The organism is Chlorogloeopsis fritschii PCC 6912, from assembly GCF_000317285.1.
GTDB lineage: Bacteria > Cyanobacteriota > Cyanobacteriia > Cyanobacteriales > Nostocaceae > Chlorogloeopsis > Chlorogloeopsis fritschii.
Window position 1 is genome coordinate 65,227 of sequence record NZ_AJLN01000153.1, and the last position, 13,666, is coordinate 78,892.

At 42.1% G+C, this 13,666-nt stretch carries 16 protein-coding genes; 3 read left to right on the forward strand and 13 right to left on the reverse strand.

Annotated features, from left to right (window positions below; all coding sequences use genetic code 11):
• Window positions 1–25 precede the first annotated feature (25 nt).
• Genes UYC_RS0134400 through UYC_RS0134405 form a run of 3 tightly spaced genes read right to left on the reverse strand, consistent with a single transcriptional unit; the run spans window position 26 to window position 1,811 of the window.
• The gene (locus tag UYC_RS0134400; RefSeq protein ID WP_016876134.1) at window positions 26–508 is read right to left on the reverse strand and encodes a carboxymuconolactone decarboxylase family protein; all 483 of its coding nucleotides are present in this window, start codon (window positions 506–508) and stop codon (window positions 26–28) included.
• 41 nt (window positions 509–549) lie between these two features.
• The gene (locus UYC_RS38480; protein WP_157171304.1) at window positions 550–720 is read right to left on the reverse strand and encodes a hypothetical protein; all 171 of its coding nucleotides are present in this window, start codon (window positions 718–720) and stop codon (window positions 550–552) included.
• Between the two features lie 8 nt (window positions 721–728).
• Window positions 729–1,811 (reverse strand): class I SAM-dependent methyltransferase, encoded by a 1,083-nt coding sequence (locus tag UYC_RS0134405; RefSeq protein ID WP_016876135.1) that lies wholly within the window; start codon window positions 1,809–1,811, stop codon window positions 729–731.
• Window positions 1,812–2,222: 411 nt separating this feature from the next.
• Here UYC_RS0134405 and UYC_RS0134410 point away from each other — a divergent pair, with 411 nt between their 5' ends.
• Window positions 2,223–2,840: a TetR/AcrR family transcriptional regulator gene (locus tag UYC_RS0134410; RefSeq protein WP_016876136.1), complete on the forward strand. Its 618-nt coding sequence runs from the start codon at window positions 2,223–2,225 to the stop codon at window positions 2,838–2,840.
• 36 nt (window positions 2,841–2,876) lie between these two features.
• Here the strand turns inward: UYC_RS0134410 and UYC_RS0134415 are convergent, their stop codons facing one another.
• The 6 genes from UYC_RS0134415 to UYC_RS0134440 form a co-directional block, all read right to left on the reverse strand.
• Window positions 2,877–3,380, reverse strand: coding sequence for a DinB family protein (locus UYC_RS0134415; protein WP_016876137.1), 504 nt, complete (start codon window positions 3,378–3,380; stop codon window positions 2,877–2,879).
• 29 nt (window positions 3,381–3,409) lie between these two features.
• Window positions 3,410–3,862, reverse strand: coding sequence for a GNAT family N-acetyltransferase (locus UYC_RS0134420; RefSeq protein WP_016876138.1), 453 nt, complete (start codon window positions 3,860–3,862; stop codon window positions 3,410–3,412).
• 54 nt (window positions 3,863–3,916) lie between these two features.
• The gene (locus UYC_RS0134425; protein ID WP_016876139.1) at window positions 3,917–4,360 is read right to left on the reverse strand and encodes a GNAT family N-acetyltransferase; all 444 of its coding nucleotides are present in this window, start codon (window positions 4,358–4,360) and stop codon (window positions 3,917–3,919) included.
• A gap of 246 nt (window positions 4,361–4,606) precedes the next feature.
• Window positions 4,607–5,590: an SRPBCC family protein gene (locus tag UYC_RS0134430; protein ID WP_016876140.1), complete on the reverse strand. Its 984-nt coding sequence runs from the start codon at window positions 5,588–5,590 to the stop codon at window positions 4,607–4,609.
• Window positions 5,574–5,924: an ArsR/SmtB family transcription factor gene (locus tag UYC_RS0134435; RefSeq protein ID WP_016876141.1), complete on the reverse strand. Its 351-nt coding sequence runs from the start codon at window positions 5,922–5,924 to the stop codon at window positions 5,574–5,576. Before UYC_RS0134435 ends, UYC_RS0134430 begins: the two co-directional genes overlap by 17 nt.
• A 92-nt stretch (window positions 5,925–6,016) precedes the next feature.
• Window positions 6,017–6,535, reverse strand: coding sequence for a DUF1772 domain-containing protein (locus tag UYC_RS0134440; protein ID WP_016876142.1), 519 nt, complete (start codon window positions 6,533–6,535; stop codon window positions 6,017–6,019).
• Window positions 6,536–6,831: 296 nt separating this feature from the next.
• On the opposite strand from UYC_RS0134440, the gene UYC_RS0134445 reads away from it, so the two are divergent.
• Window positions 6,832–7,353, forward strand: coding sequence for a MarR family winged helix-turn-helix transcriptional regulator (locus UYC_RS0134445; protein ID WP_016876143.1), 522 nt, complete (start codon window positions 6,832–6,834; stop codon window positions 7,351–7,353).
• A gap of 100 nt (window positions 7,354–7,453) precedes the next feature.
• On the opposite strand, the gene UYC_RS0134450 is transcribed toward UYC_RS0134445, so the two are convergent.
• Together UYC_RS0134450 and UYC_RS0134455 are read right to left on the reverse strand one after the other, a co-directional pair.
• Window positions 7,454–8,095, reverse strand: coding sequence for a class I SAM-dependent methyltransferase (locus UYC_RS0134450; protein ID WP_016876144.1), 642 nt, complete (start codon window positions 8,093–8,095; stop codon window positions 7,454–7,456).
• Between the two features lie 84 nt (window positions 8,096–8,179).
• A complete protein-coding gene (locus UYC_RS0134455) occupies window positions 8,180–8,803 on the reverse strand; it encodes an NAD(P)-dependent oxidoreductase (RefSeq protein ID WP_016876145.1) in 624 nt (207 codons plus the stop codon).
• A 212-nt stretch (window positions 8,804–9,015) separates the two neighbouring features.
• On the opposite strand from UYC_RS0134455, the gene UYC_RS0134460 reads away from it, so the two are divergent.
• Window positions 9,016–9,888: a helix-turn-helix domain-containing protein gene (locus UYC_RS0134460; protein ID WP_026087561.1), complete on the forward strand. Its 873-nt coding sequence runs from the start codon at window positions 9,016–9,018 to the stop codon at window positions 9,886–9,888.
• A gap of 17 nt (window positions 9,889–9,905) precedes the next feature.
• Here UYC_RS0134460 and UYC_RS0134465 read toward each other — a convergent pair whose 3' ends face one another.
• Window positions 9,906–12,629: a beta strand repeat-containing protein gene (locus tag UYC_RS0134465; protein ID WP_016876147.1), complete on the reverse strand. Its 2,724-nt coding sequence runs from the start codon at window positions 12,627–12,629 to the stop codon at window positions 9,906–9,908.
• Window positions 12,630–12,939: 310 nt separating this feature from the next.
• Window positions 12,940–13,632: a hypothetical protein gene (locus UYC_RS0134470; RefSeq protein ID WP_016876148.1), complete on the reverse strand. Its 693-nt coding sequence runs from the start codon at window positions 13,630–13,632 to the stop codon at window positions 12,940–12,942.
• Window positions 13,633–13,666: the final 34 nt, after the last annotated feature.

A 13,666-nucleotide genomic window follows, 5' to 3' on the forward strand; every position in this document is an offset into this window, starting at 1 on the left:
AAAGGCTTTCACTTCCCCAGATTACTTACGCAGAAAGTGTTTCAAGAGCCGTTTTTCTCTCCTGTAATGGTTGCGGCTCATAGCTGCCAGGAACGATGCGAGTGGTAATTGCAATCCGATTCCAGCCGTTAATCGTCACGATCGCCATCAAAAGGTTTGCTATTTCATCGGTCGCAAAATGACGGCTCACTTCATTGTAGATTTCATCTGAAACATGGTCAGTCGCAATCAAAGTAACGGCTTCTGTCAACGCGAGAACAGCCCGTTCCTCTGGGGTAAAAAATGGAGTCTCCCGCCACGCATTGAGAGCGTAAATCCGTTGTTCAGTTTCCCCATTAACTCTGGCATCTTTAGTGTGCATATCGATGCAAAATGCACAGCCATTAATTTGTGATGCTCGAATTTTAATTAGTTCCAACAGTGTTGGCTCGATGCCACTGCCTCGAACATACCGTTCCAGGTGCAACATTGCTTGATAAGCGGCTGCATTTGTTTTTCCAAGCTCCATTCGGCTCTGCATCTCGGCAACCTCTTCATAAAATAGGCTTTCTATAGATGAGACGAATGAGTGCTGCTAGTTGTGACAGTTGACATTTGAGCATCCGATCCAAATTTCTGTTCAAAGCGATCGCGTTGGGGATTAAGTATTCGCCAACGAGAGAGAGATTGGGTATTGCTTCGGTTTTGGGAGAGTGATGCGATCGCGCAGAATTTGCACATAAGTTATTTTATTTTTTGATGATGTAGTAGTCGTTCATAAAATCGTGGGATAGTTGCTTAATCTCTATCTGTGAGAACCCGGCTTCTTTTAAAAGTTCGAGCGCTTTTTCTTGTCCCCACATTGTCCCCAATCCCAAACCGCCTTCTGCGAGGGATACAGTCATGCAGTGCATACAAGAAACGGTGTACAGAAGAGGTGCCACTGGATGGTCAAGATTACCGCTTACCTCAGTTGAAGCATGGATATCCTGCATCAAGTAAACACCATCCGCTCGCAAGGCGTTGTAAATGTTTCGCAACACCCAATCAGGTCTGGCTTGGTCGTGAACTGCGTCGAAAGTAAAGACCAGATCGTATTTTTCCACCTCGTCTAACCGTGTTGTATCTTTGACCTCAAATTGAACATTTGTCAAATTTTGTTGCTGGGCTTCGGTTGTTGCAGTGGCGATCGCTTCTATAGAAAAGTCGTATCCAGTAAATCGACTGTTGGGAAAAAGCCAAGCCAATTTATTCAGGGCACGACCACTACCACAGCCTACATCTAGCACATCAATTCCACGCTGTAGTTTTTCACTTAACCCCGGTACTAAAGGCAGAATGCTATCTTCTAGTACGGCAACTATGGTTTGACCGCTATCTTCTGCCATCACTTCATGAAACCGCTTGAACTTGGAGTAGGGTACACCACCACCTTTGTAAAAGCACTCCACAATTTGGTCTTCTACCGATGCCAACTCCGAAATGTATTGGGCAAAGACAGCCATGTTGTCAGGTGATGCGGCACGGGTGACAAAGGCGGCATATTCAACAGGTAACTTGTAAGTTTTATCAGTCGGGTTGTAGTTCACAATGTGACCGACGACCATTGCATTTAGCCATTCCCGCGTGTAGCGTTCGTTTAAGCCTGCTATATCTGCAATCTGTTGGCTGGTTGCGGCGGGTAATTCTGCCAGAATATCAAACAGTTTGGTACGATGCCCGATTGAAATCATCAGCGATAAAGCGCCACTGTTAAATATATTGAGTAACCTTTCTGCAAATGCTTCTGCTTTGGATCGATCTACTGTTTGTTCGAGTAATTCTGCTGTCATGATGCCTCCTAATGGGGTGATATGGCTTTAGCTACGCTGAGGCTAAGACTCCTTAATTCAGCCGAACCTCAAGATTTATTGGAAATAACTACAGATCTGCTTCAAATTCGGGCGATCGCCTTTTGTCTAAGACTGAGCATCCGGTATCCGCTTCTTGGAGAAACGAAAACTTTCAATCATTTTTTATTTATACAAACTAGTCTGTATAGTAACTATAAAATTCTCAGCTGTCAATCTAATTCCTGTTAAAATTTATTTAAAGCAAACTTTTTCTTTACTTCTGATATCTGCTTTTACCAAGGCAGTTATGACAACGTGTGACACCTCCGTCTTATCCAAAGAAAGATAAAAAGCTAACAGACTAAATAGTCTCTAAAATAGAATTAACGGCAATAATCTGTGGAGAAATGAATGCCAAAGAGCGGTGAAAACACGAAAATACGAATTTTGGATGCAGCTCATGCTTTGATTATGGGGCATGGTCTTGCTGGCACATCTATTGATATGGTCTTAGAAAAGGCTGAGATTACTAAAGGTGCCTTTTTCTATCACTTTAAAAGTAAATCCGATCTAGCACGAGCACTAGTGGAACGCTATGCCAATCAAGATGCAGCCCATTTAGAGGAGAATTTAAAGCGGGCTGAGAAACTCAGTCGAGATCCCTTACAGCAAGTCCTGATATTGATTGGGCTATTTCAAGAGGAAGTAGAACAACTTACCGAACCTGGTGGGGGTTGTTTAATTGCGTCTTACACTTACCAGTTTGAAGAACTCGATGCAGACATTCGTGAAATTTCAGCTCAAGCGGTTCTGCTTTGGCGGCAGCGTTTGGGAGCCAAATTTGAGGAAGTTATAGCTAAATACCCGCCTCGCTTGGTTGTTCGTGCTCAAGATTTAGCAGACGGAGTGGTTTCTACGTTTGAAGGAGCATTTGTAATGATGCGAGTACTTCGGGAACCAACACAACTGAGTATGCAGCTTGCTCATTATCGAAATTATATTGAACTTCTGTTTTCCTCTGCCCAGTAGAAATTAGACTCAAAAATCCATTAGTTCTTAGTTCAACTAGAATTCATAGTAAGGATTATACGGAAGGTCGGTACATCCATAATCAATACCCATTTTGTTCAGTTCCGAGGTGATTTGACTTCTATGGTGTGTTTGATGGTTGAACATTTGCATATAATAGAAGGATCTGGGCACCCTTCTATTTCTATTCAATTTCTCGCTCCAAAACTCGAAAATCTCATCTAGCCACTCCTGGGAATATTCTTGAGCTTCTTTGACAAGTTTTTCATCAAACTCAAAACGTGCTGTTCTTAATTCACTGTAGCTAAAATACGGGATGAAATTTGGATCAAACTGAGGAAGATTTTTCGTATGAATAAAGGAATGAATAGTTTGGTCTACACTGATGATGTGATTAAGAGTTTTGAAGATTGAATCAAAAAACATTCCTCTATCAAGATTAATCTTCTCATCAGTTAGATTGTCGCATATTGTAAAAAGGTTCTCATTCTGCCATTTGTTATATAGGGCCATTGTTTCTAAGTATTTAGCAGTAATCATGATTTTTAATTAACTTTTACTGGATTGAATCACACCTCGATATTAATTCTGTAGATATATTCAACGTAAGTTTCACTAACTTTCTGTGCGCCTGTCCGTTCAAAAGTTTTCTGTGCAACTTCATTCTCTAATGATGTCCCAACCCATATCTGCTCAACCCTATCTTCCTTACAATGCCTCTGAAGTTCTGCTATCATTCGTGAACCTAGCCCTTTATTTCTGAATTTTTCGTCTACAATGATGTCGTAAAGGTAGACGTAAAATACATCATTTTTTACAGTAGGGAAACGAAAGGCGCTTAAATACCCAACTGGAGATGAGTCAATCAAACAAACAATAAAATAGCAATTTTTATCTCCCAAAGCTCGCATCAAATGGGAACTGCTAGCTATACTACCATCCCGATCCTCTTCTGGTATCAAAAGTTGGATAGCAGAGGATAGCACCGGGTAATCATTTTCCTGGAGTCTTCTAGTCTCCATAAAACTTTATAACTATTTGCGACAAAGTACTGTAAAAACAGGGTTGTATTACCGCTACTGCAACTGTAAAGCGTAATGGTAAAATTCTTTATCCTTAGTGTATCCCCGCGATTCATAGAGTTTTTGCGCGTTTGTGTTAGAAATCTGAGTAGCTAAAATGAATCGAACTGCACCACTCTCCTTTGCATACTTTTCTGCTGCATTCATCAATAAAGTTGCGATTCCTTTCCTACGATACGGTTCTTCCACATACAAATCGTTTAATATCCATATCAGTTTCATGGACACAGAAGAAAAGCTAGGATAAAGCTGAGTAAATCCAACCATCTCCCCATTTTCTTCAGCTACAAACACAACCGAGTCCTTATTCTTAAAACGCTCTTGTAAAAACTTCTTGGCAGCTTTAATATCTGATGTTTGATTGTAAAAAACACGATACCGATCAAACAGTCTCGATAAACTCTCAAGATGTTCAATACTAGCCAAGAAGACTTCCATTCACTGTCCTTATTAATTCAATATGGATTTCGATGAAACAATTGTAACTGCTAAATCAATGAGGCGATCGCGATCCTTTGTGCGGTATATCGAGAACATCACGATCAATCTCTAGTTCTGCCCGCCAAACTTCATCTGATTGCAACCATGTTGTGTCTCCATTTGTCGTTGCAAGTTGTACAGATATCCGTCTAAGTGCTCCAATCGCTTTTCAAAACATCGATTAGAGCACTCAATCAATCACACTCATGCCATTGATGTGAGAAGTTCTTCGAGTCGATTCAGTGTCTCACGCATCCCTATTTCCATACCCGACTGGAGATGCCCATCTCGGTGTTCAACCGACGGATACTGGATATGGATGTGAAGCGTCGTTTTTCCGTCTTGCTCTGTTAGGGTAAGCGTATTTAGGTGGTCGCTGTTGGGAATCGGTTCATAGCGTTCGGTGGAAACTAGTCGCTGTGGTGGCACAATCTCGCGGTACTCTCCTGAGAATCCGTGCTCGGTGTCGTTGCTGGGGTCATACAAGACGTAGCGCCATTTACCACCCACTCGCAAGTCGATTTCGCAAACTGTCATTGTCATGCTTCTGCAACCGCCAAACCAGCGCTTCACATGTTCGGGCTGAGTCCATGCCTCAAAGACGAGTCTGCGCGGTGCATTGAAGATGCGCGTCACAACAATTTCCCGCTCCGAGGGCAACGTCAACGTCAAACCATTACCCTGGTTGGCGACTATCTTTGCCAAGAACTCATCGAGGCATTCAAAGCTGGAGTTCCATCCTGCAACAACGCCCATCTCCTCGTGCTTGCGGCGATCCTCCGCAGTTGGGTGTACGATCCGAAGGGTGAGGCGAGTCTTGTCGTTCAGATCCTCGAAGATGGCTGTCATGATAATTTCCTTCGGCAGGTCTGCCTTCACAACCTCCTCAAAGCCCTCATCAAACTCGTCGCTAGCGACAATCCGCTCTGGTGGTACGACTTCGTGAAAGACGCCTTTCACCGGATATTCGGTGCCATCGGGGCCACACATCACATACCGCGACGTGCCGCCCGGTCTCAAGTCCATCTCATCAACACGAGTTGTGAAACCTTTTGGCCCCCACCACTGCGCCACGTGTTGTGGATCTGTCCATGCCTTAAACACAAGCTCGCGGGGTGCATTGAAGACACGGGTAATGACGATCTCGCGTTCTGATGACTGTATCGTGGAGCTATTGCTTGCGGTCATGTTTTTTCTCCTGTTCTTGTAATTCCTGTAGATAATCGTCTAGACGATCCAGGTTCTCTTCCCAAAACTGGCGATATTGTTCTAGCCAATCCGCCACGTCTTTGAGTGCTTCCGCTTTGATCTGGCAGAATCGCCATTGAGCTTCCCGACTTCGCACGATCAGTCCAGCACGTTCTAACACCTTGAGATGCTTGGAAATTGCAGGCAAACTCATCTTGAAGGGCTTGGCTAACTCAGTGACTGATGCTTCACCCTTGGCGAGGTGAGCCAGAATTGCACGCCGGGTGGGGTCGGCAAGAGCGGCAAAGGTGACACTCAGTTGATCGGAAGACATTTCGTATTTAACTGAACAGTTAATTAACTACTAGGTTAAATGTACTATCCAAGAATGTCAAGTGCTGACTTATGGTTAATTTCTATTCGCCTTCAATGTCTGGTTAAGTGTGCAACTTTAGGAATGAGGCGATCACGGGAACGCTCGATCGGAGTTTCAACAAGTATCGAGATCTGGAGTGCACAAAGCCCAATTAATTGGAGCAGAAAACGTGCTGCGTGTGAATATTCCCACTGGTTACGCACCTGTGTCCAACCTGCTGGCACTGACTCGATTGACCATTGAAAGATTTCACGATTCATAGGTTCTGTGAAAACTAAAAAAACGATGAATGCAAAGGCGAGACAAATCGTTCCGGCTAGCGTCCACCCGAAGGTAGGTCGCTGCTTGCGTACTAAGAACGTCAGTACTGGCGCTGCCAAGAAGACAGTAGCACCTTCAATCAATCCACCAATATGTCCAAAACCCCAATACAGACTTGTATTCAGCCTTGTGTAGAGTGTTCCATCATAACCCATCTTGGCTGGCAGCTCTAGGACGTGGCAATATGCAGTTCCCATCGTCAGTGCAGCTAGAATAATGGTGATGAAACGCCAACTTCTGACAAGCATGAGCAATCCTCCTGAGTATCTTATTAACTTTGAACAGTGATTCTTCTAGAGAAATATTTGAGCCATCGTACTTTTTCAGACTGGCACTTGGTGGGAGCAACTGGGCTGATAAATCTTGACTACGATTGGAAATAGCTTTTGTAAGGATTTTGGCTAATTGAGTGGAAAAACTTTTGCTTAATCTGTGATTCGATTTAAGATGTGAACGAAAATTGCCTCTTGGCTCAGGTTCTCTGCAAGTTGTATGACGATCGCCAGAATCAGCCATAATCAAATTATGACAATTAGTTGTCATTATGACAACTAATTTCCAATTTTTAAATATCAATTTTTGTGAAGAAGCAGAACCGATGGCAAAACAGGTAGTCAACAGAACCCCCGCAGGACAAGCGATTGAAGAGTTAATCATTGAAATTGTGGCAACTTTTTTTTTGCTGCGGGCTGAAGGAATGCGAATTGGGGTGGTTTCACCATCCGGAGAAGGCTACTGGAGTGTGTTGCGGATCTTGAAGATGAACGGTGCCCAAACTGTGCCGCAAATTGCACGGTATCGGTACGTTCCCCGCCAGAGTATTCAGAAACTTGCGAATGAAATGCTCAAAGATGGGGTGATAGAACTAGTGAATAATCCAGCTCACAAGCGATCAAAACTCTTGCGCCTGACGCCAAAAGGAGAAGCCGTTTTTCAGGAGTTGAGCGATCGCATTGCCGCGCTAACTGAAACCTTGGCAGAACAAGAAGATGCAGCCCAGTTGCAAAATGCAGTAGTTGTGGTGAAACACCTACACGAGCAACTCAGAGAGATACTGAATCAATAGACATCTTTGAAAACTAATATCAAACCCTTGCACTGTCTAGGTTAATGCTCAATTTCTGGAGAGGTCTAATAGGGTATAAATGCATAAGCCGATAGTGTCTTCACTTTCTCAACAAGAATGATGCAAGTCTGGGTAATTTATTTTGCTCCTGTTCGTGCCACCATTCTTTGAAGTCTTCAAGCATGAAACCATGATTTTTTGCTGTGTTAAAAAAATCTGAAATGTGATGTACAAATGCTGGGATTTTAATCACCTCTTGATTTCTCTGAAAATTAGCTTGTGTTCCTCGATATTGTCTAAATGGATGGAGTTCACAGATGAAGAAATATCCCCCTTTGACTAATACACGAAATGCTTCTGAAAATATAAATGAGAGGTCTTCGATATGTTCTAGAACAAGATTGCAGGTAATCAAATTAGCAGACTCATGGCTACAAGCCCATGGCTTGGTGATGTCTCCTGTAACAAAAATTACGTTAGCTGAGGTGACTTTCTCTTTCGCCTTTTCGATCATGCGTGCTGAAAAATCTATCGCATAGACTTTTTCAGCAATTTGTGAAAGCAGAAGTGTATTTTTACCCGTGCCACAGCCAATTTCAACCACTGATTTACACCTTAAACCCATTAAGGTTTCTCTGGTGACTACTCGATCCAGATCGCGCGTCAGGTTTTCGTCAATATCGTATGTAGCTGACCAATGATCGTATGCTGCTTGAATACTCATATTGGTGTTGGCTCGCATCTTGTACCTGCTCATAGATAACTTTAGTCTACTTGGCTGCTGAAACACCTATCTACAGACTAAAAAAAGTCATCATATAAGCTTTTAATACGACAAACCCGGTGTCTTGTGAAGATATAAATCATCCGTCAATTGCTTTAACATGAAATCTGCGACATCAGTGCGAGAGATTTTGAGTTTTGTTGTCTTATCGGTGCCTGGAAAGCCATGCCGATAGTTGTTAGTGCGATTCCCGTCTATAAAGGCTCCCGGACGGACGATTGTCCAGTCCAGGTGGCTTTGCTTGATGTAGTTCTCTTGCTTCACATGATCTGCATATGCTTGACGCAATAAAAATCCAAACATGATGTACTTCCAGAAGAAGTTTAGATTACCCCAACTATTTCCGACTCCAAGAGTCGTTTGGCAGATCAAACGTCGAACGCCCGCTTTCTCCATTGCGCGGATAATATGTCGTGTCCCTTCTGATCTGATTGTTCCATTCCTACCTGCTCCGATCGCACACAGCACTGCATCTTGACCTTGCACCGCCTTCTCCACCGATATAAAATCCATTACATCACCCTGAGCAATTTTCAGGTTTGCGTGCTTGATGTCGAGCTTTGCAGGATCGCGGGCAAATGCCGTGACAGTGTATCCTTGCTCCAGAGCTTGCTTGACAAGCTGGCGACCTATGCTACCTGTTGATCCGAAAATAAGTATCTTCATTTTTTTGTTCACTACACAAACTAGAATTAATGTGTAACAGATGTGCCATGGCTCCTCCCGAACGATCGCTATTCCAGCTTAGGTAAACTACCTGTTCTCAGCTATCTAATTCTTGTGCAACTATCACAATCTTGCTGCCAGTTTTCAGTTTGCAAGCACAGAATCTCTCCCAAAGCGAATACAATCAAATCAGATCAATTGGCTTTTGCATCATGACAAATCCAGCCACCGATCGGACTGAAACGACTTACTCGCCCATCTTGTCTAGCCAAGCTCAGGGCTGGGAAAATATTCTGGTCGAGCAATTCCAACAACCTCCGGGTGAGGCGAGGTGTGATTACAGCGATGAACATACAATTTATCTATCTCTTGCCCCTCGTCCAATTCGCTTGCTGCAAATTCAGGGAGGCAAAACCCACACAGGATTGTACGCAAAAGGCGACATTTCTGTAACGCCTGCAAAGACGCCACTTTTTGCACGTTGGGATCAAGATGATCACTACTTGCAGATTCGGATTGCATCTCGTTTCATCGAGAGCGTTGCCACCGAAGCTCTAGCGATGAATCCAGAACAGCTACAATTACTCCCCGAATTTCGGATTCGCGATCCTCAAATTGAGGCGATCGCTATGATGTTTCTGTGTGAACTGCAACAGGAAAATTTAGGCGGCAGGCTCTACATTGAATCACTGGCAAATGTTTTGGCAGTGCATTTGCTCAGACAATACGCTGCTGCTAAACCTCATCTTCAAACTTACGAGGCTGGATTATCTGAGCGTCAACTATTGCAAGTCTTAGAATACATCAACGAACACCTCACTCAAGACATCAAGCTTGCAGACTTAGCTCAATTGCTGGGCATCAGCCAATTTCATTTCAGCCATCTATTTAAGCGATCGCTTGGTACGGCTCCCTACCAATACCTGATTCAGCAACGGATCGAACGAGCAAAGCAGTTGTTGAAACAAACCGATCTATCAATTATGGACATTGCCTTAAACTGTGGATTCAACAGCCACAGCCATTTAAGCAAACAGTTTCGGCACTTTACAGGCATGACACCAAAAGCCTACAGAGTGAATTGATGCAGCAGCGATCGCTATTAAAAGCTAGAAGCAGAGCAAGCCCCAGTTGCTTTAGCAGCACGTAGAGGAAGACTAGTAGTAGTGGGATCGTAGGCTGTGAGAACTACCTCACCTTTACCATTCAGCACCCATCCTTGTGCAGGGATAACACGTTTGGTGTGAGTATGAGTTATCGGCTGGTTAATTGTTACAATTTGGGATTTGCTGCTACTGGCAGTAGGTTCCACTAAATCAATGCGAATATTGTCACTTTTGAAGCTTTCATTGGGACTGCTTGGCAAACCACCTCGTCCGGTGATGATGAAACTACTCACTGTACCAGGCTGACAAGGACTTTGGGCAATTTGTTGTGTAGGATCTACAACGGTTTCCGGCAATTCTATTAACCCTCGGCTATGATCGACATCAGGTGTATTAAGAATTACATCACCCGCCAAGCCAAATTCTGAACTGGCATCAATATCGTTGGTTGTGTTTGGTGGAGTTGACGGGCGCTCTTCAAGTCCAAAAATGCTTTTAGTGGTGATTTTAATTTCGCCACCTTTGCCTTGAAAAGCATTAGCAACAATATCATTGTTTTGATCGGGGAAAGCCACCACTAAACCGTTGGCAGCATCGATATCAATGTTGCCACCACTAGCATCGTTCAAAGCACGAGCAGAAATCAGACTTTGATTTTGCATCAACAACAAGTCTACGTTTTGCAGTCTGATGTTTGCTCCTTCTCCCGCATTAGTTTCGGCAGTCAGTTTTCCTTGGTTGAGGCGAATGGTGTTTGCCTTCACAGTTAAGTTACCTGCTGCACCAGTTCCCTTTGCACTTACACTTACTTCTGCACCATCGCGAACATTGAAAATTGGAGTATTAATAATTAAATTTCCGGCTCTACCACTAGCATCAGCCTGAGAAGACGAAGACAAAGTGCTGGCGATCGTGTTACCTGCAATAGTTCCAGTACCGAAGATATCAATAGACTCGCTTGCATTGACAATCAAAGTTCCGCCATCACCATCACTAAAAGAACCTGATTTAACTTCTCCGCCATTTTTAATTATCAACTGCCTAACATTTAAAGTCGAAGTGCCTGGCAAACCTGAACCAAAATTATCTGCCGAAATTCTTGCTCCATCCTCAACAGTTAGCAGCCCAGTAGTCAAATTTAAGCTACCCACATTCCCTGTAGCTCCTGGTTCCGCAGACACAAATAAACCACTGCGTTGTTTGTCAAAAAGTTCACCTGTAGCAAATTGTGAAGCCCCACTTAAAAGAACTGAATCTGTCGCATTGACGATCATATTTCCACCATTGCCAGTTTTACGACCAGCTGTAGATATCTGCGCTCCACCTTGAACAGTTAATTTTTTAGTATCAATCGTCAAAGTACCGGCATTGCCTGGATTGTCTATTGCGCCCTCGGCAACTTGAGCAAAGATACCACTGGGTATACCATCCGAACTGGTGCCAATTACATCTACGAATTCGGATGCTTTTATCAATATGTTTCCCGCGTTTCCAATACCGAAAGTAGAAGCATCAATAATTGCCCCATCTCGAATAAATAGTTTTCTTGTTTCAATGGTTACATTACCACCATTACCCGTCACACTCCCACATTCTGATAACAGACAGACTTGAGAGCCAATGAAAGTAGATCGCCCATCTGGTGAAGTTCCTTCTAATTCTACAGAATCAGAAGCTTTTACAAATATATCTCCAGCCTTTTCTTCACCCTCAGCAAGAGTAATAATATTTGAACCTCCACTCAATTTCACAGACTCAGCTGCGTTGATGATTAAATTTCCACCTGGTTGTGAACCTAGAGCAATAGAAAAAATCAATGAGTAATCTGTCAAAGTAATATTTTTACCCTGCACTTGAATAACACCAGCGCTATCACCGCTAGTATCTACTTGTGCGCCGCCAGACAGTTGAATATCTCTAAATTTCTGAACATTTTCATATCCCAAAGCATAGCTTGTATCAATCTCATTTAGACTCACAAAACTATTAGCGTCAACACTACCTAACTCGATTCTTCCATTTAGTGCAGTTAAATTACCACCCAGTAAAGAAACATTACCACCTACTAAAGCTAAAGTTTTACCACTCGCAACTTGTAAGCCAGCAGGAGAACTAATCGTATTTAAGGAATCCTCAAGACTGGCTTGAGATTGATTAACAATATCTCCAGGATTATTTCTAAATTGTAAACCTATCGGTATACTAACTGTTAACAATGGAGCAGGTTCGATACTAGTTGCACTGAATTCTGTACCATCTGCAAATTTTAGACTATCCGCTGTGCTGGCGACAAAAGAACCCCCGATTTGGAGACTAGCATTCTGTCCAAAAATAATGCCGGCAGGATTGATGAAAAATAGATTAGCACTACCGTTAGCTTTGATTAAACCATCTATACTTGAAGGCGAACCACCTGTAATCCTTGTGATAATATTTCTCACTGCTGCCGCATCATTATTGAAATAAGCGGTATCCCCAGTAATATCAGCAGTGTTGGCAGAAAAAGAAAATTCTTTAAAGCTATGAAAAAGGTTTTGATCCCTGGGAGTTCCACCTTCAATCACTCTAGTATTGCCTTCACTTCTAACGGTGGAGTTGTTAGGTAACGTTGTATCTGGAATTATATCTGCTATTACTGGGCTGGAAATAAATAGCCAAAAAAATACACCACTCAAACTGCAAAATTCTATTTTGGAGGTTTTTATAGCCTGAATTTTCATTTTTTATTAAATTGATATGCTTTCTTTAATTTTCTAAGTTACTTTACTACTTTTAGAACTAACAAATATTATTTGTAATATAAAAGTTAATTTAGGATATGTATTGTTTACTCATGAATATACAAAACAGCAATACACACCCTTATGTATTATTGATAATTATTTATGACACTGAAGAACAATTTTATTGAATACATAGCCCTCCTTAGCCAATGAAAAAAATTGGAGAGGACTAGTGTGCTTTAGTTAGGTTAAAAGCGCTGTATTTTTAAGGTTTCTTAAATCAAGCTTAAGGAGTTTATGAATACGGTTACCGCTCACAGTGTTCCCGTAATTGCTCGATTTCTTGTTGAGTTAATGGGAATCTTTTATTCTCAGGATCGGGAGTGAAAGAAAATGAAGTAAAAATATTATCATTAAGCAAATTCAAGGTGTCAATATTTTGGCTCACAGGGCTAATTTGCTTTGGGAATAAAACTTTACCTTGATTATTTAAGAATGTAGTTAGGTTTGATGTATTGAACACAGATAGAGAATATATATTGGTGAAGGGGTAGATATAGGGAGCATAAAATTTAAATTTCATGAAATTTTGTGGATCGGAAGAATCTTCTAATGTGCTTTCATATTGAACTGCTTTTCCGCTAAACTTACCTTCAAAACTAGTACCTTGTGCTTGGTTTTTGAGAGATTGAAATAAGTCTGGTTTGTCTATTTCATCTATTACAGAAACTTCTAATGTTCCTGGTTTAAAATTATAATATTTAGGTGGAGTGTTTGAATTAAAGTCATCATCATCAATTAAAACTGGTGTTTGAATCGCTCCACGGAATTTTCTTTCACAGGAAAATTCATAAGTGAGAATGCCAAATTCCAATGTTTCACTTGAATCTACTGAACCACCAGAGAATTTCCCTAAGCCTAGAGCAGACTGTGGGACTAAAGTAGTTGTCATAGCTAATACAGTAGCTGCTGATATCACTTTTGCTAATTTGTTAATCATCACTGAATACCTCTAAAGCTAATTCCAAACATTT